This is a genomic window from Pseudomonas coleopterorum (assembly GCF_900105555.1).
Classification (GTDB): Bacteria; Pseudomonadota; Gammaproteobacteria; order Pseudomonadales; family Pseudomonadaceae; genus Aquipseudomonas; species Aquipseudomonas coleopterorum.
Genome location: NZ_FNTZ01000001.1, coordinates 1 through 25,526, shown reverse-complemented (window position 1 = coordinate 25,526; position 25,526 = coordinate 1). Strand labels below are relative to the sequence as shown.

General features: G+C 64.3%; 20 protein-coding genes. 10 read left to right on the top strand and 10 right to left on the bottom strand.

What is annotated here, in order from left to right:
- Window positions 1-7 precede the first annotated feature (7 nt).
- From BLV18_RS00100 to BLV18_RS00090, 3 genes are all read right to left on the bottom strand, one after another.
- Window positions 8-1,681, bottom strand: a complete 1,674-nt coding sequence (locus BLV18_RS00100; protein WP_090355186.1) for a GMC family oxidoreductase — start codon at window positions 1,679-1,681, stop codon at window positions 8-10.
- Between the two features lie 13 nt (window positions 1,682-1,694).
- Window positions 1,695-2,732 carry an ABC transporter substrate-binding protein gene (locus tag BLV18_RS00095; RefSeq protein WP_090355183.1) on the bottom strand — a complete coding sequence of 346 codons (1,038 nt, stop codon included), beginning with the start codon at window positions 2,730-2,732 and terminating at the stop codon, window positions 1,695-1,697.
- 382 nt (window positions 2,733-3,114) lie between these two features.
- Entirely contained in the window at window positions 3,115-4,032 is a 918-nt protein-coding gene (locus tag BLV18_RS00090; protein WP_090355179.1) for a LysR substrate-binding domain-containing protein, read from the bottom strand.
- Window positions 4,033-4,150: 118 nt separating this feature from the next.
- On the opposite strand from BLV18_RS00090, the gene BLV18_RS00085 reads away from it, so the two are divergent.
- Together BLV18_RS00085 and BLV18_RS00080 are read left to right on the top strand one after the other, a co-directional pair.
- Window positions 4,151-5,230 carry a tartrate dehydrogenase gene (locus tag BLV18_RS00085; protein WP_090355176.1) on the top strand — a complete coding sequence of 360 codons (1,080 nt, stop codon included), beginning with the start codon at window positions 4,151-4,153 and terminating at the stop codon, window positions 5,228-5,230.
- 678 nt (window positions 5,231-5,908) lie between these two features.
- Complete coding sequence (locus BLV18_RS00080; RefSeq protein WP_090355173.1) at window positions 5,909-6,835, top strand: 2-hydroxyacid dehydrogenase; 927 nt, start codon at window positions 5,909-5,911, stop codon at window positions 6,833-6,835.
- A gap of 48 nt (window positions 6,836-6,883) precedes the next feature.
- Here the strand turns inward: BLV18_RS00080 and ptsP are convergent, their stop codons facing one another.
- The gene (gene ptsP, locus BLV18_RS00075; RefSeq protein WP_049861579.1) at window positions 6,884-9,163 is read right to left on the bottom strand and encodes a phosphoenolpyruvate--protein phosphotransferase; all 2,280 of its coding nucleotides are present in this window, start codon (window positions 9,161-9,163) and stop codon (window positions 6,884-6,886) included.
- 22 nt (window positions 9,164-9,185) lie between these two features.
- A complete protein-coding gene (locus BLV18_RS00070) occupies window positions 9,186-9,665 on the bottom strand; it encodes an RNA pyrophosphohydrolase (RefSeq protein WP_043191776.1) in 480 nt (159 codons plus the stop codon).
- Between the two features lie 140 nt (window positions 9,666-9,805).
- On the opposite strand from BLV18_RS00070, the gene BLV18_RS00065 reads away from it, so the two are divergent.
- Window positions 9,806-10,459: a histidinol-phosphatase gene (locus BLV18_RS00065; protein WP_090355170.1), complete on the top strand. Its 654-nt coding sequence runs from the start codon at window positions 9,806-9,808 to the stop codon at window positions 10,457-10,459.
- 415 nt (window positions 10,460-10,874) lie between these two features.
- Here BLV18_RS00065 and BLV18_RS00060 read toward each other — a convergent pair whose 3' ends face one another.
- Both BLV18_RS00060 and ilvA read right to left on the bottom strand, forming a co-directional pair.
- Window positions 10,875-11,321 carry a DUF2269 family protein gene (locus BLV18_RS00060; protein ID WP_090355168.1) on the bottom strand — a complete coding sequence of 149 codons (447 nt, stop codon included), beginning with the start codon at window positions 11,319-11,321 and terminating at the stop codon, window positions 10,875-10,877.
- A 337-nt stretch (window positions 11,322-11,658) separates the two neighbouring features.
- Complete coding sequence (ilvA, locus tag BLV18_RS00055; protein WP_049861576.1) at window positions 11,659-13,173, bottom strand: threonine ammonia-lyase, biosynthetic; 1,515 nt, start codon at window positions 13,171-13,173, stop codon at window positions 11,659-11,661.
- 137 nt (window positions 13,174-13,310) lie between these two features.
- Between ilvA and rpiA the strand changes: the two genes are divergently transcribed.
- The 7 genes from rpiA to BLV18_RS00020 all read left to right on the top strand — a co-directional run bounded on the left by rpiA (window position 13,311) and on the right by BLV18_RS00020 (window position 21,052).
- Window positions 13,311-13,988 (top strand): ribose-5-phosphate isomerase RpiA, encoded by a 678-nt coding sequence (gene rpiA / locus BLV18_RS00050; protein WP_090355164.1) that lies wholly within the window; start codon window positions 13,311-13,313, stop codon window positions 13,986-13,988.
- A gap of 606 nt (window positions 13,989-14,594) precedes the next feature.
- Window positions 14,595-15,848, top strand: coding sequence for an SfnB family sulfur acquisition oxidoreductase (locus BLV18_RS00045; RefSeq protein WP_090355160.1), 1,254 nt, complete (start codon window positions 14,595-14,597; stop codon window positions 15,846-15,848).
- Window positions 15,849-15,868: 20 nt separating this feature from the next.
- Window positions 15,869-17,074, top strand: a complete 1,206-nt coding sequence (locus BLV18_RS00040; protein WP_090355156.1) for an SfnB family sulfur acquisition oxidoreductase — start codon at window positions 15,869-15,871, stop codon at window positions 17,072-17,074.
- Window positions 17,074-18,432, top strand: a complete 1,359-nt coding sequence (locus tag BLV18_RS00035) for an LLM class flavin-dependent oxidoreductase (RefSeq protein ID WP_090355152.1) — start codon at window positions 17,074-17,076, stop codon at window positions 18,430-18,432. The genes BLV18_RS00040 and BLV18_RS00035 overlap by 1 nt, the downstream gene beginning before the upstream one ends.
- Window positions 18,433-18,490: 58 nt before the next feature.
- Entirely contained in the window at window positions 18,491-19,282 is a 792-nt protein-coding gene (locus BLV18_RS00030) for a MetQ/NlpA family ABC transporter substrate-binding protein (RefSeq protein ID WP_056844562.1), read from the top strand.
- 2 nt (window positions 19,283-19,284) lie between these two features.
- Window positions 19,285-20,418 (top strand): methionine ABC transporter ATP-binding protein, encoded by a 1,134-nt coding sequence (locus BLV18_RS00025; protein ID WP_090355149.1) that lies wholly within the window; start codon window positions 19,285-19,287, stop codon window positions 20,416-20,418.
- Window positions 20,408-21,052 carry a methionine ABC transporter permease gene (locus BLV18_RS00020; RefSeq protein ID WP_043191791.1) on the top strand — a complete coding sequence of 215 codons (645 nt, stop codon included), beginning with the start codon at window positions 20,408-20,410 and terminating at the stop codon, window positions 21,050-21,052. Before BLV18_RS00025 ends, BLV18_RS00020 begins: the two co-directional genes overlap by 11 nt.
- A 127-nt stretch (window positions 21,053-21,179) precedes the next feature.
- Here BLV18_RS00020 and BLV18_RS00015 read toward each other — a convergent pair whose 3' ends face one another.
- From BLV18_RS00015 to BLV18_RS00005, 3 genes are all read right to left on the bottom strand, one after another.
- A complete protein-coding gene (locus BLV18_RS00015; RefSeq protein ID WP_090355146.1) occupies window positions 21,180-24,239 on the bottom strand; it encodes an efflux RND transporter permease subunit in 3,060 nt (1,019 codons plus the stop codon).
- The gene (locus BLV18_RS00010; protein ID WP_090355143.1) at window positions 24,236-25,306 is read right to left on the bottom strand and encodes an efflux RND transporter periplasmic adaptor subunit; all 1,071 of its coding nucleotides are present in this window, start codon (window positions 25,304-25,306) and stop codon (window positions 24,236-24,238) included. Before BLV18_RS00010 ends, BLV18_RS00015 begins: the two co-directional genes overlap by 4 nt.
- Window positions 25,303-25,526: permuted SH3 domain-containing protein (locus tag BLV18_RS00005; RefSeq protein ID WP_482822331.1), on the bottom strand; the 224-nt coding region annotated here is incomplete at its 5' end. The genes BLV18_RS00005 and BLV18_RS00010, both read right to left, overlap by 4 nt.

Below are 25,526 nucleotides of genomic sequence, written 5' to 3'. Positions count from 1 at the left end.
CGCAGCGTCACCCCGCCTTGATCAGATCCGCGATGCGCTCGGCGATCATGATGGTCGGCACGTTGGTGTTGGCGCACGGAATCGCCGGCATCAGCGACGCATCGCACACCCGCAATCCCGTCACGCCGATCACCCGACCATCGCTCGAGGTCACGGCTTGGGGATCGTCCGCCCGGCCCATGCGGCAGGTACCCGACGGATGCCAGGTGCCACCCACGTTGGCTCGCACGAATTCGCTCAATGCTCGATCGTCGGCCAACAGCTTGTCCAGGGTGACCCCTTGGGTCACCAGGCCACGCACCACCCATCCGCGCAAGGGGCCGGCTATGTCCAGCAGCAGGCTTAACACCCCGCGCTGCAAGGCATTGAAGCGTCCCGGCATGGCCACCTTGGCCACCCTTGGCGAGTAGCTCGATGGAAACACCACGGAGCGCAATGGGTTCAGGCCCGGTGCCGACAACGTCTCGGCGCCCATGCGCAGGGCCTGCTTCAAACGCTGCAGGTCGCGTGCTTCGGACAGCATCGAAAAACGGACATCCGGTTCCTGCAACGGATCCAGCGACGTCACCTGCACCCGTCCGCGCGAGTAGGATTTATTCACCCAGAAGAACATCGTGCCCAAACGGTAACCCACCGAATGCCAGCCGGAACGCGAGAGGATCGCCCCGTGCATGTCACCCGGCACAGTGCCCGGCAGCCCGGATGAAAAACGCACGATCGCCTGTTCGTGATGCTCGTCGACGTGCGGCGTGCGTCCTTGTGTCGTCAGCAGCGCCGACACAGCGATCGACGGATGCTCCATCAGATTGCCGCCCACGCCTGGCCGGTCTGCCACCAGCGGCACGCCCAGGTCCAGCAATTGGTCCAGCGGTCCGACCCCGCTGCGGATCAACAGCGCTGGACTGTGGATCGCCCCGGCACAGACGATCACCTCTGCCGCGTGCAGCTCTTCGACCGCGCCAGCCCGATCCAGCACGCGCGCACCGACGGCCTGCGTGCCCCTGAACAACACACGGTCCACCACACACTCGGTACGCAGCGTCAGGTTGGGCCGCGCACGAACCTCGTTGGTGAGGTAGCACACTGACACCGGAATCCGCTCGCCCTGCTCGCTCACCCCGATCGCGCCCACGTAGACGCCATCCTGCCACTCTCCGTTCTGGTCCGCCCGAATGGGCAAGCCACGGGACGCCAACACCCCCATGACCGCCTTGACGAAGGGCGACAGGAACGCCGGTGCCGTACGCCGGATGCGCACCGGTCCGGTATCACCGTGCAAGGGTCCGCTGAAATCACAGTCGGTTTCCAGCTTGCGAAAGTACGGCAGGCAGCTGTCCCAGCTCCAGCCCTCGGCGCCCAACCGTCCCCACTCATCGTAGTCGTCCGGCGCACCGCGATTGGTCATCAGCGCATTGATCGCCGAGCCACCCCCGAGCAGGCGCGCCTGCTCGTAGCGACGACTGCCCTGGGCGGCCATGCGCGCGGTCAGGCGCTGCCAGATGTTGCGTACATCCAGATAGGCACGACCGGGGTACCGGCTGGCAATGGCCGCGGGCATCTTGCCCGGCGCAATGTCACGCCCCGCTTCCACCAGGCACACGCGCTTGTTCGGGTCTTCGGACAGCCGCGCGGCCAGCACGCAGCCCGCGCTGCCACCGCCGAGAATCAGATAGTCGATCACGCTTGCGGCCGCCTTACTGGACGAATTTCAACCAACGGTCCTTGGCGGCAATGCCTTCGGCCGACGACCACCACTCTTCGGACATCAGCGCCTGCTTGGCGGCGTTTTCCGGCGAGCTCGGCAGCTCCTTGCCCCGTTCGGCGCTGAGCTTGCCGGTGGCGAAGGCGGCCGGGTTGCCTGGCCCGTAATCGATGTACTTGGGCAGGTCGGCCTGCAGCTCGGGCGACACAGCAGTGTCGACGAACTTGACCGCCTGGGCCAGGTTCGGCGCGTTCTTGAGAATGCACAGCTGGGTGTTCTGCAGGATGCCGTCGTTGTAGGTGAAGTCGACATCGGCGTTGTCTTTCTTCACCGCACCCACGCGGCCGTTCCAGATCATCAGCATGTCCACTTCACCGTCATTGAGCAGCTGCGCCGACTGCCCGCCTGAACTCCACCACACGGCAATGTCCGGCTTGATCTGGGCCAGGCGCTTGTAGGCGCGGTCGACGTCCAGCGGGTAGAGCTTGTCGCGCGGCACACCGTCGGAGATCAGCGCCGCTTCCAGGGTGCCCATGGGGTCGTTGCGCAAGGCGCGGGTGCCGGGGAAGTCCTTGACGTTCCAGAAGTCGGCCCAGCTCTGCGGCACCTTCTTCAGGGTCTTGGTGTTGTAGCCCAGGACCGAGGAATAGAACTCATAGGCCACCGAATACGGCGTGCGATAGGCTTCGGGCATGCCCTTTACGTTGGGCATCTTCGCCAGGTCCAGCGGTTCGATCAGGCCTTCGCGGCCGCCGCGGAGGCAGTTCGAAGGTGGGGTGTCGATCACGTCCCACACCGGCTTGCCGGTTTCGCCCTGGGCCTTGACCATGGGCCAGGCGTCCGGAACGCTGTCCTGCTTGATGGTGATACCCAGCAGTTTGGCGGCCGGGTCGAGGATGGCCTTGGTTTGCGCTTCCTGGTAGACGCCACCTTGGGAGACGAAGGTAATCTGCTCGGCCTGAGCGGTCGTTGCGCACGCCATGGCCACGTACAACAGGGATAGAACAGCACCGAAAGACAAGGTTTTCATGGCAAATCATCCTGTAGGTAGATTAATTCGGCAGCGACAAAAACCTCGACGGGTAACCCATGTTTGCACCGGTTCTGTATTTTTGTTCGACCGAGCGGGATCGCTGGAAGGTACAAGACGAAAACCCAGGACGACAATGCACCATTAGTCAGTATCACCATGATCTCAGGTTATGAGCCCCAACCCCGGCACACCCCCTGTAGCAGCGGCGCAAGCCGCGTCACCGACGCCGCGGTACACCTGACCCACCGCATGGACCCCAAACGCAAAACAAGCCCCTGTAGCAGCGGCGCGAGCCGCGTCACCAACGCCGTGGTACACCTGACCCACCGCATGCAGGCCGGACGCGGCTCGCGCCGCTGCTACGGGACGCAGGTGCCGGTCAGCCGTGTTCCAGCATAGCGAACGGCAATCGTTGGCCAAGCGCCTCGCGCAGGTAATGCATGAAGGCGACGATGCGCTGGGGCGTGTGACCCCGTTGCTGGTACACCGCGTACACGTCGGCCTGCGGCGCCTGGTGGTCGGTCAGCAGCGCCTGCAACCGGCCACTCTCCAGATGCGCCTGCACATCCCAGCGCGAGCGCAGGATCACACCGTGACCGTCCAGCGCCCAGCCCAGCGCCACCTCGCCGTCATTGCTCGACAGCGTCCCAGTGACCTTGTGCGCATAGTCGCGGCCGTCCTTGTGAAAGCGCCAGATGGCGTAATCGCTGCCGAACTGGCGCAGCACGATGCAATTGTGCGCCGCCAGATCGGCCACCTGAGTCGGTGCAGGCATGTTCTCAAGGTATCCGGGCGCCGCGCACAGCACCCGTGGATTCTCCAGCAGACGGATGGCGATGAGCCGTGAATCGGGCGGCTCGCCCATGAACACACCCAGGTCGAACTGATCGTCGAGCAGACTCATCGGCTGGCTGCTCAGCTCCAGGGACACTTCCAATTCAGGGTGCAGGCGCGCAAATGTCGAGACCACCCGGGCCAGGTGCCTGCGGCCAAAGCCCAGGGTGGCATTGATCCGCAACCGGCCATGCAGCGTCGGCTGACGCGTACCCAGCGCACTTTCCAGTTCATCGAGCTGGCGCAGAATCGGCCGCCCGCCCTCCAGGTACAGCTCGCCTTCGGGGGTCAGCGACAAGCGTCGCGTCGTGCGTTGCAGTAACTGCACGCCCAGGCGCTGCTCCAGCTGGCTCAGACGCTTGCTCACCGCCGGCAGTGAAAGACCCAAGTGGCGCGCGACGTCGGTCAGGCTGGCGCGAGTCGCCACCTGCTGAAAGAAGCTCAGGTCATCGATCATGCTCATGGATTGTTTACCTGAATCTAAGAATGGCTTAACCGGCAGGCCAATTATTAATCCTTTGACACTGATTACACTGAGTCCACAGGTTCATCAACCCATGCATCAATGACTGGAGTGCAGCATGAGCAAGTCCACTTACAAGATCGCGGTGATCCCCGGTGACGGCATCGGCAAGGAAGTCATGCCCGAAGGGGTTCGCGTGCTCGACGCCGTGGCCGCCCGCCACGACCTGCACTTGCAGTGGGACTGGTTCGACTTCGCCAGTGCCGATTACTACCTGGCTCACGGCAAGATGATGCCCGATGACTGGTTCGAAACGCTCAAGGGCTACGACGCGATCTACTTCGGTGCCGTGGGCTGGCCCGATGTGGTGCCCGACCATGTTTCGCTGTGGGATTCGCTGCTGCAATTCCGCCGCGAGTTCGACCAGTACGTCAACCTGCGTCCCTGCCGCTTGATGCCTGGGGTCAAGGCACCACTGGCCAATCGCAAGCCTGGCGACATCGATTTCTGGGTTGTGCGCGAGAACACCGAAGGCGAGTACTCCAGCGTAGGCGGCAAGATGTTCCCCGGCACCGACCGCGAGATCGTCCTTCAGGAAACGGTGATGACCCGCGTTGGCGTGGACCGCATTCTCAAGTTCGCCTACGACCTGGCGCAAAGCCGACCCAAGAAGCACCTGACCTCGGCGACCAAATCCAACGGCATTGCCATCACCATGCCGTACTGGGACGAACGCGTGGCCGAAATGGGCAAGCAGTACCCGGACGTCAACGTCGACAAGTACCACATCGACATTCTCACGGCCAACTTCGTGCTGCACCCGGACTGGTTCGATGTGGTGGTGGCCAGCAACCTGTTCGGCGACATCCTCTCCGACCTGGGTCCGGCCTGCACCGGCACCATCGGTATTGCGCCGTCGGCCAACATCAACCCGGAGCGCACCTTCCCCAGCCTGTTCGAACCGGTGCACGGCTCGGCGCCGGACATCGCCGGCAAGGGCGTGGCCAATCCGATCGGGCAGATCTGGTGCGGCGCCATGATGCTCGAACACCTCGGCCATCCGGAGGCAGGTGCGGCAGTTCTGGCGGCCATCGAAAAGGTCCTGGCCATGGGCCCTGAACAGGCGCCCCTTACCGCCGATATCGGCGGCACCGGTACCACCCGCGCCTTGGGCGAGGCCATCGCCGCCGCCTGTTGACGCCACAGTACCTCTGACGCACCCCAGCGCCCCTGTGGGAGCGGGCTCTGCCCGCGAAACAGGCACCGCAGTGTGTCGGGTGTACCGCGGTGAAGCCTTCGCGGGCAGAGCCCGCTCCCACAAGGTCCCAATGCTCCACAGGCTATCAGCAGTGCGCCGTGGGAAAAGGCTATCACCGCTCCCCTGTGGGAGCGGGCTCTGCCCGCGAAACAAGCGCCGCAGTGCGTCAGGTGTACTGCAGTGAAGCCTTCGCGGGCAGAGCCCGCTCCCACAAGGTGCCAATGCTCCACAGATTATCGGCAGTGCGCCGTGGGAAAAGGCTATCACCGCTCCCTGTGGGAGCGGGCTCTGCCCGCGAAAAAAACACCGCAGTACCCCTGACACACCACAGCGCCCCTGTGGGAGCGGGCTCCGCCCGCGAAAAAAACACCGCAGTACCCCTGACACACCACAGCGCCCCTGTGGGAGCGGGCTCTGCCCGCGAAGCAAGCGCTGCGGTACCTCTGACACACCGCGGCGCCCCGTTCGCGGGCAGAGCCCGCTCCCACAGAGTCTTGCTCCCACACGGCACCGCTCTTACGGACGACTGTTCTGTTTGACCCGCTCGATTCGGGAGAATGTTGCGCCGCGATCTGGCATCGTCGGTGTAAACCCCGATGGTCCATGAGAGCCCGCCTTATGACGCTGCTGTTCAAAGTCCCCGACGAGCGTGCGTCGGCCTGGAAAGCCTTGTTCGCCGAGCATGCACCGGATATCCCCCTGCGCTTCTGGCCGGACATCGGCGACCCGGCGCAGGTGCGCTATTTCGCGGCCTGGCAGCCGCCTGCGGACCTGTATAAGCAATTCCCGCAGTTGCAGGTTGTGTTTGCCACCTCGGCGGGGGTCGACCAGTTCGACCTTGCCCATGTGCCCGAATCGGTCAGCGTGGTGCGCATGCTCGACCCCGGCATCGCCCAAGGCATCATCGAGTACGTCGGCTTCGCCGTGCTGGGCCTGCATCGACAGATGCCAACCTACCTGCAGCAACAGCGCCAAGGCGTATGGAAGACCCATCCACTGCTGGCCGCCGGCAAGCGTCGGGTAGGTGTGATGGGCCTGGGCAACCTGGGCCAGGCGGCATTGCAAGCGCTGCGCCCGTTCGGCTTCGCCTTGAGTGGCTGGTCACGCACACTCAAGACCCTCCCGGACGTACGCTGCTACGGCGGCCGCGACCAGTTGCCGGAGTTCCTGGGCAACTGCGACATCCTGCTGTGCCTGTTGCCCCTGACCAGCGACACGGCCGGCATCCTCGATGCCCGGACCTTCGCCGCGCTGCCCGCGGGCGCGAGCCTGATCAACCTGGGCCGTGGTGGCCATCTGGTGGAAGCGGACTTGTTGGCGGCGCTGGACTCGGGCCATCTGGCCCATGCAATCGTCGATGTGCTGCAAGAAGAGCCGCCACGCAGCGATCACCCCTTCCTCGACCATCCGAAAATCTGGCTGACCCCGCACATCGGCGCCATGACCGATCCGCACTCGGCCTTCGAGGTACTGCTGGAGAACATCCGCAGGCATCAACGAGGTGAGGGCATGGTCGGTCTTGTGGAACCGGGCACCGGCTATTAGCGGCAAACCTGTGGCAGCCACATAGAGGGCTGCCACAGGTCAGGCGCTTCAGTGCTTCTTCGGTGTACTCGGATTGATCATCCGCGACAGGCCCAGGTTCTTCAGGGCCAGCTGCAGCGAGCTGTGGATAACTTGCGGGTTGTCGATCTTGCTCAACTGGGCCAGCAGTTCCTTGGCCTTGCTCAGATTGACCTGACGCAGCATCCACTTCACTTTCGGCAAGTTGGTAGCGTTCATCGACAGGCTGTCGAAACCCATCGCCATCAACAGTATCGCCGCAGCCGGGTCGCCGGCCATTTCGCCACAGATGCTCACCGGCTTGCCTTCGGCATGCGCCTCGGTGACCACATGCTGCAGAGCCTGCAGCACGGCCGGGTGCAGGTAATCGTAGAGGTCGGCCACGCGCGGGTTGTTGCGGTCCACAGCCAGCAGGTATTGGGTCAGGTCGTTCGAGCCCACCGAAAGGAAGTCGACCTGGCGCGCCAGCTCCTTGGTCAGATACACCGCCGCAGGGATCTCGATCATCACGCCCACCGGCGGCATCGGCACGTCGGTGCCCTCGTCGCGCACCTCGCCCCAGGCCCGGTGAATCAGGTGCAGAGCCTCTTCCAGCTCGTGGGTCCCCGAGATCATCGGCAGCAGGATGCGCAGGTTGTTCAAACCCTCGCTGGCCTTGAGCATGGCGCGGGCCTGCACGAGGAAGATTTCCGGGTGGTCGAGGGTCACGCGGATGCCGCGCCAGCCCAGGAACGGGTTCTCTTCCTTGATGGGGAAATACGACAGCGACTTGTCGCCGCCAATGTCCAGACTGCGCATGGTCACCGGCAGCGGGTGGAAGGCGGCCAACTGTTCACGGTAGATGGCCAGCTGTTCCTTCTCGCTGGGGAAGCGCTGGTTGATCATGAACGGCACTTCGGTGCGGTACAGGCCCACGCCCTCGGCGCCGCGCTGCTGCGCACGGGCCACATCGGCCAGCAGACCGGTGTTGACCCACAGCGGCATGCGGTGGCCGTCGAGGGTCACGCAGGGCAATTCGCGCAGGGCGTCTAGGCCCAGCGCCAGTTGCCGCTCCTCCTCGACCACATCGGCGAACTGCTTGCTGAGAATGTCGCTGGGGTTGGTGTAGACCTCGCCGTGGTAGCCATCGACGATCATCTTGATGCCATCGACCTTGGAATACGGCAGGTCGACCAGGCCCATCACCGTCGGGATGCCCATGGCGCGCGCCAGGATGGCAACGTGGGAGTTGCCCGAGCCCAGGACCGACACCAGGCCCACCAGCTTGCCTTCCGGCACCTCGCCGAGCATTGCCGGCGACAGTTCTTCGCTGATCAGGATGGTGTTGTCGGGGTAGACTAGGGTTTGCTGACGCGCCTCCTGCAGGTAGGCGAGCAGGCGCCGCCCCAGGTCCTTGACGTCGGAGGCGCGCTCGCGCAGGTAGGCGTCGTCCATCAATTCGAAACGGTTGACGTGCTCGGTGACGACGTGGCGCAGCGCACCCTGGGCCCATTGCCCGGTCTTGATCACGTTGGTCACTTCGCTGCCCAGCGAAGCGTCATCGAGCATCATCAGGTAGACGTCGAACAGCGCCCGCTCTTCGGGGCGCAGCTGGGTGGCCAGTTTCGCCGACAGGGTGCGCATGTCGTTGCGCACGCCTTCCAGCGCGTTCTGGAACAACGCCAGTTCGGCATCGATGTCGCTGACACTCTTGTCGGGCACCACGTCCAGGTCGGCCGGCGGCAGCATGACCACTGCGGTCCCCACGGCCGCGCCGGGCGAACCGGGCACGCCGACGAAGCGCGCTTCCTGGATGCCCTTGCCCTGACGTCCCAGGCCACGGATCGAGCCGGTGGCTTCGGCGTGAGCGATCACCCCCGCCAATTGCGCGCTCATGGTGACCAGAAAGGCTTCTTCGCCCTCGTCGAACTGACGCCGCTCCTTTTGCTGGATCACCAGCACCCCCACCACGCGCCGGTGGTGAATGATCGGCGTGCCGAGGAAGGACGCGTAGCGCTCCTCGCCGGTTTCGGCAAAGTAGCGATAACGCGGGTGGCCGGCGGCGTTTTCCAGGTTGAGCGGTTCTTCGCGCGTGCCCACCAGGCCTACAAGGCCTTCGTTAGGGGCCATGCTGACCTTGCCGATGGAGCGCTTGTTGAGGCCTTCGGTGGCCATCAGCACGAAGCGATTGGTTTCCAGATCCAGCAGGTACACCGAGCAGACCTGGCTGCCCATGGCTTCCTTGACGCGTTGCACAATGATCCCCAGCGCCGACTTGAGATCCTTGGCGGAGTTGACTTCCTGGACGATCTTGCGCAGCGTATTGAGCATGGCTCGGGGTCGAACTCCGTCGTCAGTCGCGCGAGAGAAGGCGCGGGGCTAGCTCTTTGAGCGCGCGTCTGTAGACCTCGCGCTTGAATGTCACTACCTGGCCCAGCGGGTACCAATAGCTGACCCAGCGCCAGCCATCGAACTCGGGTTTGCCGGTCAGGTCCATGCGCACGCGCTGCTCGTTGGATACCAGGCGCAGCAGGAACCATTTCTGTTTCTGGCCGATGCACAACGGTTGGCTGTGCGTGCGCACCAGGCGTTGGGGTAGACGATAACGCAACCAGCCGCGGGTGCAGGCAAGTATTTCTACATCCTGGCGTTCCAGCCCGACTTCTTCATTCAGCTCGCGGTACAAGGCCTCTTCCGGCGTTTCCTGAGGGTTGATACCCCCTTGCGGAAATTGCCAGGCGTCCTGATTGATACGCCGAGCCCATAGCACCTGACCGGCGTCATTGGTGAGAATGATGCCAACGTTAGGGCGAAAACCATCGGGGTCGATCACGGCAACAACCTCGTAAACGCATGTTCTGGCATTGTTCCACAAAGCCTGTGAAGGCAGCAACGACGCCGCGTAGCTTATGTGCACGCATGTGAAAAGTCCGTATTCTGTGGGCCTTTTCCCCATTTAATGCGAGTCATTTCATGCGCCTGGCCCTATTCGACCTCGACAACACGCTGCTCGGCGGCGACAGCGACCATGCCTGGGGTGATTATCTGTGCGCCCGCGGCATTCTCGATGCCGACACCTACAAGGCACGCAACGATGAGTTCTATCAGGACTACCTGGCAGGCCGTCTGGACTTGAATGAGTACCTGAACTTCACCCTGGAAATCCTCGCGGCGACCGACGTGGCGCAACTGGATGAATGGCATCGCGATTTCATGCGTGACTGCATCGAGCCGATCATGCTGCCCAAGGCCGCCGCCTTGCTGCAACAGCATCGCGACGCGGGCGACAAGCTGGTGATCATCACCGCCACCAACCGCTTCGTGACCGGCCCGATCGCCGAGCGCCTGGGCGTGGAAACGCTGCTGGCCACCGAAGTGGAAAGCGTCGACGGCCGCTACACCGGTCGCAGCTTCGATGTGCCCTGCTTCAAGGAAGGCAAGGTCACGCGCCTGAACCGCTGGCTGGAAGAAAACGGCTACGATCTGCACGACAGCTATTTCTACAGCGACTCGATGAACGATCTGCCACTGCTGGAGCAAGTGACCCACCCGGTGGTGGTCGACCCGGACCCCCGCCTGCACGAAGAAGCCAAGCGCCGCGGCTGGAAGGAAATCTCCCTGCGCTGATAACTGCTCACTGCTCACTGTGGGAGCGGGCTCTGCCCGCGAAGAATGCGCCGCGGTCTGCCTGACTGTGGGAGCGGACTCTGCCCGCGAAGAATGCGCTGCGGTCTGTCTGACTGTGGGAGCGGGCTTGCCCGCGAAGAATGCGCCGCGGTCTGCCTGACTGTGGGAGCGGGCTTGCCCGCGAAGAATGCGCCGCGGTCTGCCTGACTGTGGGAGCGGGCTTGCCCGCGAAGAATGCGCCGCGGTCTGCCTGACTGTGGGAGCGGGCTTGCCCGCGAAGAATGCGCCGCGGTCTGTCTGATCCACCGCGAGGTTCTCTTCGCGGGCAGAGCCCGCTCCCACAGGGATCGCGGCCAACCGTAGGAGCGGTCATCGGCCGCGAAGAATACGCCGCGGTCTGCCTGAATGCGCAGCCTCAGGCAGGCTTGGTCACCATCAGTCCGATGATCGACAAAAGCACCACCACTGCCATGGTCGCGATGATCAAGACATTGCGCCGCTTGGCCGCAACGACGACCTCATCGAGTCCCGTCGCCAGACGCAGGCGATTCACCCGATTGATCAGCAGCAGCCAGACCCCACCGCCGATCACATACAACACCGCGGCGGTGAGAATCCAGGTTTGCCCCAAAGGCCAGCCGACCCGGTGCACCAGCCACCAGCCGGTCACTGGAAAACTCACCAGGCTCACGGCCATGACCACCCAGGCGTACACCCAGGGCCGTTGCAGGGTACTGGCGAAGGGCAGCCGGTCGCCGCCTTTCCAACTGCGCCAGGCACGGTAGATGACGGCCACCACGCTGCCCAGCAGCACGACCGTAGCAGCGACGTGAAATACTTTCAAAATCGCCAGGCTTTCCATGACGCGTGATCCCTATGGGCATTGACGATTCATCATCGACAAGCGTAGCACCCGTCGAGTTCACCCTGTGGGAGCGGGGCGGGCGGCTGAGCCCTCTGCCCGCGAATGGCCCACCACGCCAGGCACCGCATCACTACCCAGAAACAACCGATAAGCCGGGGTCGCTCTTGTGGGAGTGGGCTCTGCCCGCGAATGACCCACCACGGACTCAAGCCAGGCCCTGCATCACTACCCAGAAACAACTGATAAGCCGGGGTCGCTCTTGTGGGAGCGGGGCGGGCGGCGAGCCCTCTGCCCGCGAATGGCACACTACGGACTCAATCCAGGCACCGCATCACTACCCCAGAAACAACTGATAAGCCGGGTTGTCCGTCTCGTCCCAGAACGGGTAGCCGATTTCGGCCAGCGCGCCGGCCACCAGATGGCGCTCCTCTTCAGGCACCTGTAGCCCAGCCACCACACGCCCATCGGCGGCGCCGTGGTTGCGGTAGTGGAACATCGAGATGTTCCAGCGCCCGCCCAGCTTGTCGAGGAAGTTGAACAGCGCACCCGGACGCTCCGGGAACTCGAAGCGCAGGACCATCTCGTCGCTGACCCGGACCGCATGGCCACCGACCATATGACGAATGTGCAGCTTGGCCAGCTCGTTGTCGGTCAGGTCCAGCACCGGGAAGCCATGGGATTGCAGCGTCTGCACCAGCACCGCCCGCGGATCCCGCTCGGGGTGGGTCTGCACGCCGACGAAAATGTGTGCCTCGTGACCGGTGTGGTAGCGGTAGTTGAACTCGGTGATCTGCCGTTTGCCGATGGCTTCGCAGAAGGCCTTGAAGCTGCCCGGACGCTCGGGAATGGTCACCGCGATAATGGCTTCGCGCCCCTCGCCCAGCTCGGCCCGCTCGGCCACGTGGCGCAGCCGGTCGAAGTTGACGTTGGCACCCGAATCGATCGCTACCAGGGTCTGCCCCGACACACCTCGTGCCTCGACGTACTTCTTGATCCCCGCCACCCCGAGCGCGCCGGCAGGTTCGGTGATCGAGCGGGTATCGTCGTAGATGTCCTTGATCGCCGCACAGATCTCGTCGGTGCTGACGGTGATCACTTCGTCCACGTGATCCTTGCAGATCTCGAAGGTGTACTGGCCGATCTGCGCCACCGCCACACCGTCGGCGAACAACCCGACCTGCGGCAGCACCACGCGCTCACCGGCACGCATGGCTTGCTGCAGGCAGTTGGAATCGTCCGGCTCGACGCCGATGACCTTGATGCCCGGCCGCAGGTACTTGACGTACGCGGCGATGCCCGCGATCAGACCGCCGCCGCCCACCGGCACGAAGATCGCGTCGAGATCGCCCGGATGCTGACGCAGAATCTCCATCGCCACCGTGCCCTGGCCGGCGATGGTGTACGGGTCGTCGTAGGGATGGATGTAGACCATGCCCTGCTCGTCCACCAGCTTGAGCGAATGAGCCAGGGCCTCGGGAAACGAGTCGCCGTGCAGCACCACGATGCCGCCGCGCGAACGCACGCCTTCGATCTTGATCTCGGGGGTGGTGTTGGGCATCACGATGGTGGCCTTGATCCCCAGCTCGCGCGCCGCCAGCGCCAGGCCCTGGGCATGGTTGCCGGCCGAGGCGGTGACGACGCCACGGGCCAGTTCCTCTGCGCTGAGCTGCGCCAGCTTGTTGTAGGCGCCGCGAATCTTGAACGAGAACACCGGCTGCAAGTCTTCGCGCTTGAGCAGAATCTTGTTGTTCAGGCGCTCGGACAGCTGCCCGGCGGGCTGCAAAGGGGTTTCCACCGCAACGTCGTAGACGCGCGAGGTGAGGATCATCTTTACGTACTGTTCGAGCATGGCGGACATCACTGACGATAACGGGCAGGGCCGACGAGTCTAAGCCAACGACCACGGCAAAACCAAGGTTTTGCCCTTATAATGCGCGCCTTCGGGGCCACAACCACTAGAGCCCCAACTGCCGCTGCGGAGCTTGCATGACCCAGGACCAACTCAAACAGGCCGTCGCCCAGGCTGCCGTGGATTTCATTCTGCCCAAGCTGGGCGAAAAGAGCGTCGTCGGCGTGGGCACCGGGTCCACCGCCAACTGCTTCATCGACGCGCTGGCGCAGCACAAAAGCGCCTTCGACGGCGCCGTGGCCAGCTCCGAAGCGACCGCGGCCAGGCTCAAGGGCCATGGCATTCCGGTGTACGAACTCAACAGTGTGGGCGACCTGGAGTTCTACGTCGACGGCGCAGATGAAAGCGACGAGCACCTGAACCTGATCAAGGGCGGCGGCGCTGCGTTGACCCGCGAGAAGATCGTCGCGGCCGTGGCCACCACGTTCATCTGTATCGCCGACGGCAGCAAGCTGGTGCCGGTGCTGGGCGAGTTTCCGCTGCCGGTGGAAGTCATCCCGATGGCCCGCAGCCATGTCGCGCGCCAGCTGGTGAAACTGGGCGGCGACCCGGTCTACCGCGAGGGTGTGGTGACCGACAACGGCAACATCATCATCGACGTGTACAACATGCAGATCACCGACCCGGTGGCGTTGGAAACACAGATCAACGCCATCGTCGGCGTGGTCACCAATGGCCTGTTCGCCGCCCGCCCGGCCGATGTGCTGCTGCTGGGCGCCAGCGAAGGCGTCAAGACCCTCACCCGCCCCACCTGACCCTCGATTGTGGGAGCGGGTCTTGCCCGCGAAGGACACACTGCGCTGTACCTGACACACCGCAGCTTGTGGGAGCGGGCTCTGCCCGCGAAGGACACACTGCGCTGTACCTGATACACCGCAGCTTGTGGGAGCGGGCTCTGCCCGCGAAGAACACGCTGCGCTGTACCTGATACACCGCAGCTTGTGGGAGCGGGCTCTGCCCGCGAAGAACACGCTGCGCTGTACCTGACACACCGCAGCTTGTGGGAGCGGGCTCTGCCCGCGAAGGACACACTGCGCTGTACCTGATACACCGCAGCTTGTGGGAGCGGGCTCTGCCCGCGAAGAACACGCTGCGCTGTACCTGACACACCGCAGCTTGTGGGAGCGGGCTCTGCCCGCGAAGGGCGCGCCGCGGCGTCTCTGACACACCCCAGATGTGGGAGCGGGGCTCCGCCCCGCTCCCACAAGGGTCACTGTACAGCCATAAAAAAACACATCTATCCATATTCCCAATCGTTAGTTCATTTAAATTTAACAAACGATTAGGGTATATGAACCGGACCACCGGACCTGCGTACATCCAAGCAAGGCGACATACGCCCTGCATGACGTGAGGACGGTATGGTCAACCACTCGATTTCCCTCGAACACCCCCAACCACAGACAACAACCGACAACGGCCCGGCACTCTTGCCTGCGCAGATCCTGCGCAACGACGCCGACGCACTCGAAGCCGCGCAGGCGCTTGCCGCCAGTGCCCGCACCCACGCTGCCAGGCGAGACCAGCAACGTGAACTGCCCTGGCCACTGATCGAGCAGTTCACCGCCAGCGGCCTGGGCAGCATCACCGTGCCACGCGCCTTCGGTGGCCCCGACGTCAGTTTCGTGACCCTGGCCGAGGTCTTCCGCGTCATCAGCGCCGCCGATCCAGCTCTGGGGCAGATCCCACAGAACCATTTCGGCATCTTGCAGATGCTGCGCGGCACCGCTACCGAAGCGCAGCAGCACGCGCTATTCACTGCCGTGCTCGGAGGCGCGCGCATCGGCAACGGCGGCCCTGAACGCGGCGCCCGCAACACGTTGGAAATCAACACCCGCATCGTCCGCGACGATGACGGCGGGCGAATCAGCGGGCAAAAGTTCTACTCCACCGGCGCGCTGTTCGCCCACTGGGTAGCAGTCAAGGCCGTGGACGATGAACAGCGTCTGGTTATGGCGTTCGTACGCCGCGGCACACCTGGCCTGCGCATCGTCGACGACTGGTCCGGCTTCGGCCAGCGCACCACCGCCAGCGGCACTGTCGTGCTCGAAAATGCGCACGTACCCGACGCCCATGTGGTGCAGATCTGGCGCCAGGCACAGCAACCGAACATTCAGGGCGCCGTGTCGCAACTGATGCAGGCCGCCATCGACGCCGGGATTGCCGAAGCGGCGATCGACGACACCATCGCCTTCGTCCGGGAAAAATCGCGCCCGTGGATCGATGCCGGGGTCGAGCGTGCCAGCGATGATCCGTTCGTGATCGCCGACATCGGTCGCTTGAAGCTGGAACTGCACGCCGCGCAGGCACTGCTGCGCAAGGCCGCCCGCGCGCTCGACCAGATTGGCCAGGGGCCGGTGGACGCCGCCCTCGCCGGCCAGGCCTCGATCGCCGTGGCCGAGGCCAAGGTGATCACCACCGAAGTCGCCCTGCAGGCCAGTGAAAAGCTTTTCGAGCTGGCCGGCAGCCGCGCCACCCTCGCCGAGTTCAACCTCGACCGTCACTGGCGCAACGCCCGCGTGCACACCCTGCACGATCCCGTGCGCTGGAAATATCACGCCGTCGGCGCCTATCACCTGAACGGCAGCCTGCCTGCACGCCATTCCTGGATTTGACCAGACCGCTGGAGATCAGCATGAGCTCATTGCCCCACCCCCTCGACGGCGTCGCACGCATCGCCAACGATCAGCAGGCGCTGGAGGTTGCCCGGCAGCTGGCCCCCCAGTTGCAGCACGACAGCGCCCTGCGCGACCGCGAGCGGCAGTTGCCCCACACCGAACTGACGCTGTTCTCCCGCTCCGGCCTGGGTGGCATCAGTGTGCCCAGGGCGTTCGGCGGAGCCGGTGTGTCCAACGTGACCCTGGCCCAGGTCATCGCTCTGCTGGCGGCTGCCGACGGCTCGCTGGGACAGATCCCGCAGAATCACTTCTATGCCCTGGAAGTGCTGCGCATCAACGGCAGCCCGGCGCAGCAGCAGCGCCTGTACGCCGATGTGCTGGCAGGCCAGCGGCTGGGCAACGCCCTGGCCGAACTCGGCACCCGCACCGCCCACGACCGCACTACGCGCCTGACCCGCGACGGCGACGGTTTCCGCATCAATGGCCGCAAGTTCTACGCCACCGGCGCGCTGTATGCCCAATGCATTCCCACTTCGGTGATCGATGAACAGGGCGTACAGCAACTGGCCTTCGTGCCCGCCGACAGTGCCGGAGTCCAGGTCATCGACGACTGGAGCGGCTTCGGCCAGCGCACCACGGGCAGCGGCTCGGTGGTGTTCGACAACGTCTGGGTCAGCGCCGACGCCATCGTACCGTTTCAAAGCGCGTTCGAACGGCCCACTACGGTCGGCCCGTTCGCGCAGATTCTTCACGCCGCGATCGACACCGGCATCGCGCGCGGGGCATTCGAGGACGCATTGCAATTCGTCCGCACCCGTACCCGGCCGTGGATCGACGCGACCAGCGACAAGGCAGTGGAAGATCCGCTGTCGCTCAAGAGCTTCGGCCATCTGGCCATCCGCCTGCACGCCGCCGAAGCGCTGCTGGAGCGTGCCGGCGAAATCCTCGACAAAGCCCAGGTCGAGCCCACCGCCGAACACGTTGGCGCCGCCTCGATCGCCGTGGCCGAAGCCCGCGCCCTCAGCACCGAAATTTCCCTGACCGCCGGTAGCACCCTGTTCGAACTGGCGGGCAGCCAGGCCACCCTGGCCGAGCATGGCCTGGACCGGCACTGGCGCAACGCCCGCGTGCACACCCTGCACGACCCGGTGCGCTGGAAGTACCACGCGATCGGCAACTACTACCTCAACGACCAGCTGCCACCCCGCCGGGGGACGATCTGATGAGCAAGAAGCAGATCCTCCTCAACGCCTTCAACATGAACTGCGTGGGCCACATCAACCACGGCCTGTGGACCCATCCGCGCGACACGTCGAGCCAGTACAAGACCTTGGAATACTGGACCGAGCTGGCCCAATTGCTGGAGCGCGGTCTGTTCGATGGGCTGTTCATCGCCGACATCGTCGGGGTCTACGACATCTATCAGGATTCGGTCGATGTGACCTTGAAGGAGTCGATCCAGCTGCCGGTCAACGACCCGTTGCTGCTGGTATCGGCCATGGCCGCGGTCACCCGCCACTTGGGTTTCGGCCTGACCGCCAACCTCACCTACGAAGCGCCCTATCTGTTCGCCCGACGCCTGTCCACGCTCGATCACCTGACCCGCGGTCGGGTCGGCTGGAACATCGTCACCGGCTACCTGGACAGTGCGGCCAAGGCCATGGGCCTGACCCAGCAGGTGGAGCACGACCGCCGTTACGATCAGGCCGACGAATACCTGGAGGTGCTCTACAAGCTCTGGGAAGGCAGCTGGGAAGACGACGCTGTCGTCGAAGACCGCGAGCGGCGCATCTACGCCCAGCCGGAAAAGGTCCACAAGGTGCAGCATGAAGGCGAGTTCTACCGGGTCCAGGGTTACCACCTCTGTGAACCCTCGCCACAGCGCACACCGCTGCTGTTCCAGGCCGGCAGCTCGTCACGGGGCCTGCAGTTCGCCGGTCAGCATGCCGAATGCGTGTTCATCAGCGGACAGAACAAGCAGGCCACCCGCGCCCAGGTGGACAAGGTGCGCGACGCAGCCCGCGCAGCCGGCCGCGATCCCCAGGCCGTGAAGGTCTTTATGGGCATCACGGTCATCGTCGCTGCCACCCAGGCCCAGGCCTGGGCCAAGCATGACGAATACCTGAGCTACGCCAGCGCCGAGGCCGGCGTCGCCCACTTCGCCGCCTCCACCGCGATCGACTTTGCCCGCTACGAACTCGACGAGCCCATTCAGTACGTGAAGGGCAACGCCATCGAATCGGCCACCAAGACCCTGCAGAACAACGACTGGACCCGCCGCAAACTGCTCGACCAGCACGCTCTGGGCGGACGCTACATCACCTTGGTCGGCGACCCGGAACAGGTTGCCGACGAACTCGAAGCCTGGATCGCCGAGACCGGCCTGGACGGGTTCAACCTGACCCGCACGGTCACGCCGGAAAGCTACGTCGACTTCATCGATCTGGTGATTCCGGTGCTTCAGGCGCGCGGTTCGTACAAGACCGCCTATGCCCAGGGCACGTTGCGCGAAAAGGTCTTCGGCCAAGGCCCGGGGTTGCCCGAGGGGCATGCCGGTTTCAGTTGCAAGCGCGGTGCTTGACCGGGCCTCTTCGCGGCAGAGGCCCTCCCAACCCCACAAAAACCAATGGACCAACACCATGCTCAAACCCACCCTGCTACTCGCCCTCACCCTCCTCACCGGCCTGGCCCACGCCGCCGATGACAAGCCCCTGATCGTCGGCACCACCGCCGCCTTCGCCATTCCCCTGGAAACCGCCGTGGAGGAAGCCAAGAAACAAGGTCTGACCGTCAAGCTGGTGGAGTTCACCGACTGGATCGCGCCCAACGTCAGCCTGGCCGCCGGCGACATCGACGTGAACTACTTCCAGCACATCCCCTTTCTGGAAAACGCCAATACCCAGGCCGGTACCGACCTGGTGCCCTATGCACCGGGCATCATCAACAACGTCGGGCTGTATTCCAAACGCTACAAAAGCTTTGACGAGCTGCCCAAGGGCGCCAGCGTGGCCATCGCCAACGACCCGATCAACAGCGGTCGCGGCCTGCAACTGCTGGCCAAGGCCGGCTTGATCACCCTCAAGCCGGGGGTTGGCTACAAGGCCACCGAAGACGACATCCTCACCAACCCCAAGGGCATCAAGATTCTTCAGGTCGAAGCCGTGCAACTGGTGCGCGCCTACGACGACGCCGATCTGGTGCAGGGCTACCCGGCCTACATCCGCCTGGCCAAGACCTTCGATGCCGGCTCGGCCTTGCTGTTCGACGGCCTCGACCATCCCGAGTACGTGATCCAGTTCGTGATCAAGCCCGAGCGCAAGGATGATCCGCGCCTGGCCAAGTTCGTGGATATCTACCAACACTCGCCCGTCGTGCGCGCTTCGCTCGACAAGATCAACGGCAAGCTCTACCAAGTCGGCTGGAAGGAGTGAGTATGCCCACCACCAATGTCCAACGCCGTCTGGCCGATACCGCCGGCCTTGCCCGGCAGCCTGCCGAACCCCTGGAGCTGCACCCGCAACTGGCCAACAGCCTGGTGCGCTTCATCGGCGTCGGCAAGACCTATGAGGGCGCGCAGGGTCCGGTGCAGGCCTTGCAAGGTATCGACCTGACCATCGAGCGGGGTGAAGTGTTCGGCATCATCGGCCGCAGCGGCGCCGGCAAGTCGTCGCTGATCCGCACCATCAACCGGCTGGAACAGCCCAGCAGTGGGCGCGTGCTGATCGATCAGGTGGACATCGGTGATTTCGACGAGGATCGCCTGGTGGCGCTGCGGCGACGCATCGGCATGATCTTCCAGCACTTCAACCTGATGTCGGCGAAAACCGTGTGGCAGAACGTCGAGCTGCCGCTCAAGGTCGCCGGCGTGCCCCAGGCCGAGCGCTGGCGCAAGGTCGGTGAACTGCTCGAACTGGTCGGCCTGCAGGGCAAGCGCGACGCGTACCCGGCGCAGCTGTCCGGCGGGCAGAAGCAGCGCGTCGGCATCGCCCGCGCGCTGGTCCACGACCCGCAGATCCTGCTGTGCGACGAAGCCACTTCGGCGCTGGATCCGGAGACCACCGAATCGATCCTGGCGCTGTTGCGCGACATCAATTGGCGCCTGGGGCTGACGATCATTTTGATCACCCACGAAATGGCCGTGATCCGTGCCATCTGCGACCGCGTGGTGGTGCTCGAGGGCGGCCAGGTGGTCGAGCAGGGGCCAGTGTGGCAGGTCTTCGGCGACCCTCGGCATGAGGTCAGCCGCACTCTGCTGGCACCGTTGCAACACGGCCTGTCCGATGAGCTGCGAGCACGTCTGCGCAGTACGGCGCCGACACCCGAGGCCGCGCTGGTGTTGCGCTTGGGCGTAACCGGGGCACAGACGGGTGAAGCGGATCTATCCTCGCTGTTCAACCTGCTGGGCGGGCAGGTCAGCCTGCTGCAGGGCGGGATCGAACGCATTCAAGGGCGGGCGCTGGGCAGCCTGGTCGTGGCGGTGAGCAATTCGCCCCATGACCGTGAGCATCTGCTGCAGCGCGCCCGGCAATGGGCACAACAGGTAGAGGAGCTGGGCTATGTGGTTTGACCGTCTGCTGCAGGGCGCCCTCGACACCTTGTTGATGGTGGGCGTTTCGTCGTTGATCGCGTTGCCGGTGGGAGTCGTGATGGCGGTGGTGCTGGTCACCAGCGACCGAGGCGGCATTTACCAGGCGCCGGCGCTGAACCGCGTGCTGGGCGCGTTCGTCAATCTGTTCAGGTCGGTGCCGTTCCTGATCCTGATGGTGGCGCTGATACCGTTCACTCGGTTGATCGTGGGTACCACCTATGGGGTGTGGGCGGCGGTGGTGCCGTTGACCATCGCTGCGACGCCGTTCTTTGCGCGCATCGCCGAGGTCAGCCTGCGTGAGGTCGACCATGGCCTGATCGAGGCCGCGCAGGCCATGGGCTGCCGACGCTGGCACATCATCTGGCACGTGCTGCTGCCCGAGGCGCGGCCCGGCATCGTCGCCGGTTTCACCATCACCGTGGTGACCATGATCAACTCATCGGCCATGGCAGGCGCCATCGGTGCCGGTGGGCTGGGCGACATCGCCTACCGCTATGGCTACCAGCGTTTCGACAGTCAGATCATGCTCACGGTGATCGTCCTGCTGGTGGCCCTGGTGACCTTGATCCAGTTCAGCGGCGACCGGCTGGCGCGGGTGCTCAACAAGCGCTAGTTCCCATACCGCAGCGCCCCCTTCGCGGGCAGAGCCCGCTCCCACAGGGTTACGCGTTCCTTGTGGGAGCGGGGCGGGCGGCCGAGCCCTCTACCCGCGAAGAGGCCCTGCCAGACACCTCAAATCATCAGGCCTCCTTCCCCTCGCCCTCACCTTCCTTGATCCGGTACCAGGCCACATACAGCGCCGGTAGGAACAACAGGGTCAGCAAGGTCGCCACCACGATCCCGCCGATCATCGCGTAGGCCATCGGCCCCCAGAACACCTCACGAGCGATCGGGATCATGCCCAAACTGGCCGCCGCTGCGGTGAGCAGGATCGGCCGACGACGATGCTCGGTCGCCTCCAGCACCGCGTCCCAGGGCTTGTAGCCATCACGCTCGTAGGCATCGATCTGGGTCACCAGAATCACCGAGTTGCGGATGATGATACCGATCAGGGCCAATATCCCCAGGATCGCCACGAAGCCCATGGGCGTCCCGGTCGGCACCAACGCCAACACCACCCCGATGATGCCCAGCGGCGCCACGCTGGCCACCAGGAACATCTTCTGCACACTGTGCAGCTGAATCATCAGGAAGGTCGCCATCAGGAACAGCATCAACGGCACCACCTTGGCGATCGGGCCCTGCGCCTTGCCGCTTTCCTCGACCGTACCGCCGGTGGCCACCTTGTAGCCCACCGGCAGGTCTGCGGCGAATTTCTCGATCTCGGGCTTGAGCTGGGCCACCAGGTCGGTCGGCTGGATATCGTCGCTGACCGCCGCCTTCAAGGTGATGGTCGGCAGGCGATCACGCCGCCACACCAGCGGCTGCTCCAGCTCGTAGCGCACGGTGGCGAACGCCAAGAGCGGAATCGACGTCCCGCTGGGCGTGACGATCTGCAGGTTCTGCAGGGTTTCCGGCGAGCCACGCTCGGCATCGTTGGCCCGGCCCACCACGTTGACCAGGTAGATATCGTCGTTGACCTGGGTCACCGCCGAACCGCTGACGATGGTGTTCATCAGCTTCGCCACGTCCTCGGACGACAACCCCAACTGCCGGGCCTTGTCCTGGGCGATGTCGATGCGCAGCACTTTGCCCGGCTCGTTCCAGTCGTAGATCATTTCGCCGATGTGCGCGTTGTGGTCCAGCAAGGTGGCCAGTTCGATGGCGTGCTTGCGCACCTGATCGATGTCCTTGCCGCTGACCCGGTACTGGATCGGCCGCCCCACGGGTGGACCCATTTCCAGCGCCTGAACATAGGTGCCGATGCCCACGAAGTCGTCACGCAGACGCTTTTTCAGACGCTCGGTCAAGGCCCCGCGCTCTTCCAGACCCTTGCTGACGATCACCAACTGGGCGTAGTAAGGGTTCTCCAGTTGCTGGTCCAAAGGCAGGTAGAAACGAATCGCGCCCTGACCGATGTAGGTGCTCCAGCGAACGATGTCCGGATCATCCTTGAGCGTCGCTTCCAGGCGATCGACCGCCTGGCGCGTCTCGTTGATCGAGGCGTTCTGCGGCAGATTCAGGTCCACCAGAATTTCCGGCCGGTCGGACGAGGGAAAGAACTGGTTCTGCACGAAGCGCATGCAGAACAGTGCGACGGCGAACAGCAGCAACGTGCCGATGATCGTCAGCCAACGGTGGCGCATGCAGCCCAGCAGCCCACTGTGGAACCAGCGCGCGACGCGCCCGGGCTGCTCCGGCTTGGGTTTGACGTTCTTGCTCAGGATATGCACGCCGATGACCGGCGCGAACAGCACCGCCACCACCCACGACACCAGCATGGCCACCGCAATCACGGCAAACAGGGTGAAGGTGTACTCACCTGCCGAGCTGGCGTTCAAACCGATCGGCACGAAGCCCGCCACGGTGACCAGCGTGCCGGTGAGCATCGGGAATGCGGTGGAGGTGTAGGCGAAGGTAGCCGCTTCCTCCTTGCTGTCACCTGCCTCCAGGCGGGTGACCATCATCTCCACGGTGATCATCGCATCGTCGACCAGCAGGCCCAGGGCGATGATCAACGCCCCCAGGGAAATACGCTGCATGGTGATGCCGCTGTACTCCATGAACACGAAGACCATGGCCAGCACCAACGGAATCGAGCAGGCCACGACCAGACCGGCGCGCACGCCGAGGCTGACGAAGCTGACGATCAGCACGATCACCACGGCCTCGAACAACGCGCTGGTGAACCCACCGACCGCCTTCTCGACCACCTCGGCCTGGTCCGACACCTTGTGCACACCCACGCCCACGGGCAGTTGCGCGGTCAACTCGTCCATGCGCTTGTGCAGCGCGGTACCGAATTCCTGAATGTTGCCGCCGTCCTTCATGGCGATGGCCAGGCCGATGGCAGGCTGGCCGTTGTAGCGGAACATCGGCGCGGCCGGGTCCTTGTAGCCACGTTCGATGTCGGCGATGTCGGTCAGCCGATAGAAACGGTCGTTGAGCCTGAGGTTGACCGTTTCCAGGTCCTTCTCGGACTTGAACTGCCCCGAGGTTCGCACCGAAATGCGCTCTGGTCCCGCCTCGATCACACCCGCCGGCGTCACTGCGTTCTGCGCCTGAAGCGCACCCACCACCTGTTGCTGATCCAGGCCCAGCGCTGCGAGTTTACGCGTGGAGAAATTCAGGTAGATGACTTCGTCCTGCTGACCTACCAGCTGGACCTTGCCCAGGTTGTCGACCTGGCGAATCTCGGCGCGCACCTGTTCCACGTAGTCGCGCAGCTGCCGCATGCTCAGGCCGTCGGCGGTGAAGGCATAGATGGAGCCGAACACGTCACCGAACTCATCGTTGAACGACGGTCCCTGCAAGCCTTGGGGAAAGGTCGCGCGAATGTCGTCGACCTTCTTGCGCACCTGGTACCAGATCTGCGGGATCGCCTTGGCACTGGTGGTATCGCGCAGGTACACGAACACCGTGGACTCGCCGGGGCGGGTGTAGCTCTTCACGTAGTCCAGCGAGTCCAGCTCTTCGAGCTTCTTCTCGATGCGGTCGGTGACCTGCTTGAGCGTCTCTTCCTGAGTCGCCCCGGGCCAGCGGCTCTGGATGACCATGGTCTTGATGGCGAACGCCGGGTCTTCTTCACGGCCCAGGTTGAAATAGGAAAACACGCCCATCAGCAGGCCGACGAACATCAGGTACCAGACGAAGGACTGGTGCTTGAGCGCCCAGTCGGACAGGTTGAAACTTCCCTTCATTGCCGGCTCGCCTCGTCCAGTTTGATTTTCTGCCCAGGTTTCAGGCTATTGACGCCAGCGCTGACCACGCGCTCGCCCGCCTGCACACCGCTGCCCACCACCACGATGCCACGGTCGCGGCTGAGCACGGTGACCGGTTGCGGGTTCACGGTCTTGTTCTGGACGTCCACCCGCCACACCTGGGTCTTGCCGTCGATCTCCTGCACGGCGGTTTCCGGCAGCTCCAGGCGCTGCGCGATGCTTGAACTCAAGGTGACGCTGATCGCCGTACCCAGGCGCAGGCCCGCAGGGCTCTCACGCAGGGTCAGGCGTGCGCGACGGGTACGCGTGGAGCTGTCGGGGCGTGGTTCCAGCTCGCGCAAGGTGCCCGTGGTCGCAACGCTGGGGTCAAGCTGGGACTGCACGTGGAATTCCACGCCGGCAGGCAGGGTCTCGGCGAGCCCGGCGGGCAGGTCGATGACCGCCTCCTTGACGTCGGGACGGGCGAGGACCACCACTTCTTCACCGGCGCTGACCACCTGCCCGACTTCCACCTTCCACTGGTTGACCACCGCGGCATGGTCGGCACGCAGTTCGCTGTAGCTCAACTGGTCCTTGGCCTGGCTGACGGCGGCCTTGGCCTGATCGAGCGAAGACTGGGTGGTTTTCAGGTCGGTCTGGGCGATGTCCAGCCCGGCCTGCGCACCGACGCCACGGTCGAACAGTTCCTGCTGACGTCGCGCGTTGGCCTGGGCGTTGATGAACTGCGCCTGGACGCGGGCCAGATCGCCCTGATTGGCGCGCAACTGGTTCTGCTGGTCGGTGGGGTCGAGGGTGGCCAGCAACTGGTTTTTCTCCACCTGGCTGCCGACATCCACCGCCCGGCGGGCAATGCGTCCGGACACGCGGAAACCCAAGGTGCTTTCATAGCGCGCCTGGATATTACCGGCGAAGCGACCCAGGCTTTGCTGGTCCAGGCCCTCGACCTCCACCGACAACACCGGACGGATGGGCTCGGGGGCCGGCTCTTCCTTCGAACAGCCTGCCAGCAACAGCACGGCCGCAGACAACGCGATCACCGCTTTCATGGCTGACGCTCCTGGGCAATTTCCACCTGCATGTCGGGATGCAACAACTGGCCCCCGGCCACCACCACACGGTCGCCATTGTTCAAGCCATTGGCGATCACCACCTTGGCAGTCAGGTAACGGCCCACCTCGACCTTGCGCAGACTGACCTTGTCGCCTTCCCCGACCACCCACACGGCAGGCTCTTCGATATCCTTGGTCAGCGCCGACCACGGCAGTT

Bases quoted from the DNA above. Each gene is read 5' to 3' on its own strand.
- BLV18_RS00095 (WP_090355183.1), bottom strand. From the start codon at position 2,732: ATGAAAACCTTGTCTTTCGGTGCTGTTCTATCCCTGTTGTACGTGGCC.
- BLV18_RS00090 (WP_090355179.1), bottom strand. From the start codon at position 4,032: ATGAGCATGATCGATGACCTGAGCTTCTTTCAGCAGGTGGCGACTCGC.
- BLV18_RS00085 (WP_090355176.1), top strand. From the start codon at position 4,151: ATGAGCAAGTCCACTTACAAGATCGCGGTGATCCCCGGTGACGGCATC.
- BLV18_RS00080 (WP_090355173.1), top strand. From the start codon at position 5,909: ATGACGCTGCTGTTCAAAGTCCCCGACGAGCGTGCGTCGGCCTGGAAA.
- ptsP (WP_049861579.1), bottom strand. From the start codon at position 9,163: ATGCTCAATACGCTGCGCAAGATCGTCCAGGAAGTCAACTCCGCCAAG.
- BLV18_RS00065 (WP_090355170.1), top strand. From the start codon at position 9,806: ATGCGCCTGGCCCTATTCGACCTCGACAACACGCTGCTCGGCGGCGAC.
- BLV18_RS00060 (WP_090355168.1), bottom strand. From the start codon at position 11,321: ATGGAAAGCCTGGCGATTTTGAAAGTATTTCACGTCGCTGCTACGGTC.
- ilvA (WP_049861576.1), bottom strand. From the start codon at position 13,173: ATGCTCGAACAGTACGTAAAGATGATCCTCACCTCGCGCGTCTACGAC.
- rpiA (WP_090355164.1), top strand. From the start codon at position 13,311: ATGACCCAGGACCAACTCAAACAGGCCGTCGCCCAGGCTGCCGTGGAT.
- BLV18_RS00045 (WP_090355160.1), top strand. From the start codon at position 14,595: ATGGTCAACCACTCGATTTCCCTCGAACACCCCCAACCACAGACAACA.
- BLV18_RS00040 (WP_090355156.1), top strand. From the start codon at position 15,869: ATGAGCTCATTGCCCCACCCCCTCGACGGCGTCGCACGCATCGCCAAC.
- BLV18_RS00035 (WP_090355152.1), top strand. From the start codon at position 17,074: ATGAGCAAGAAGCAGATCCTCCTCAACGCCTTCAACATGAACTGCGTG.
- BLV18_RS00030 (WP_056844562.1), top strand. From the start codon at position 18,491: ATGCTCAAACCCACCCTGCTACTCGCCCTCACCCTCCTCACCGGCCTG.
- BLV18_RS00025 (WP_090355149.1), top strand. From the start codon at position 19,285: ATGCCCACCACCAATGTCCAACGCCGTCTGGCCGATACCGCCGGCCTT.
- BLV18_RS00020 (WP_043191791.1), top strand. From the start codon at position 20,408: ATGTGGTTTGACCGTCTGCTGCAGGGCGCCCTCGACACCTTGTTGATG.
- BLV18_RS00015 (WP_090355146.1), bottom strand. From the start codon at position 24,239: ATGAAGGGAAGTTTCAACCTGTCCGACTGGGCGCTCAAGCACCAGTCC.
- BLV18_RS00010 (WP_090355143.1), bottom strand. From the start codon at position 25,306: ATGAAAGCGGTGATCGCGTTGTCTGCGGCCGTGCTGTTGCTGGCAGGC.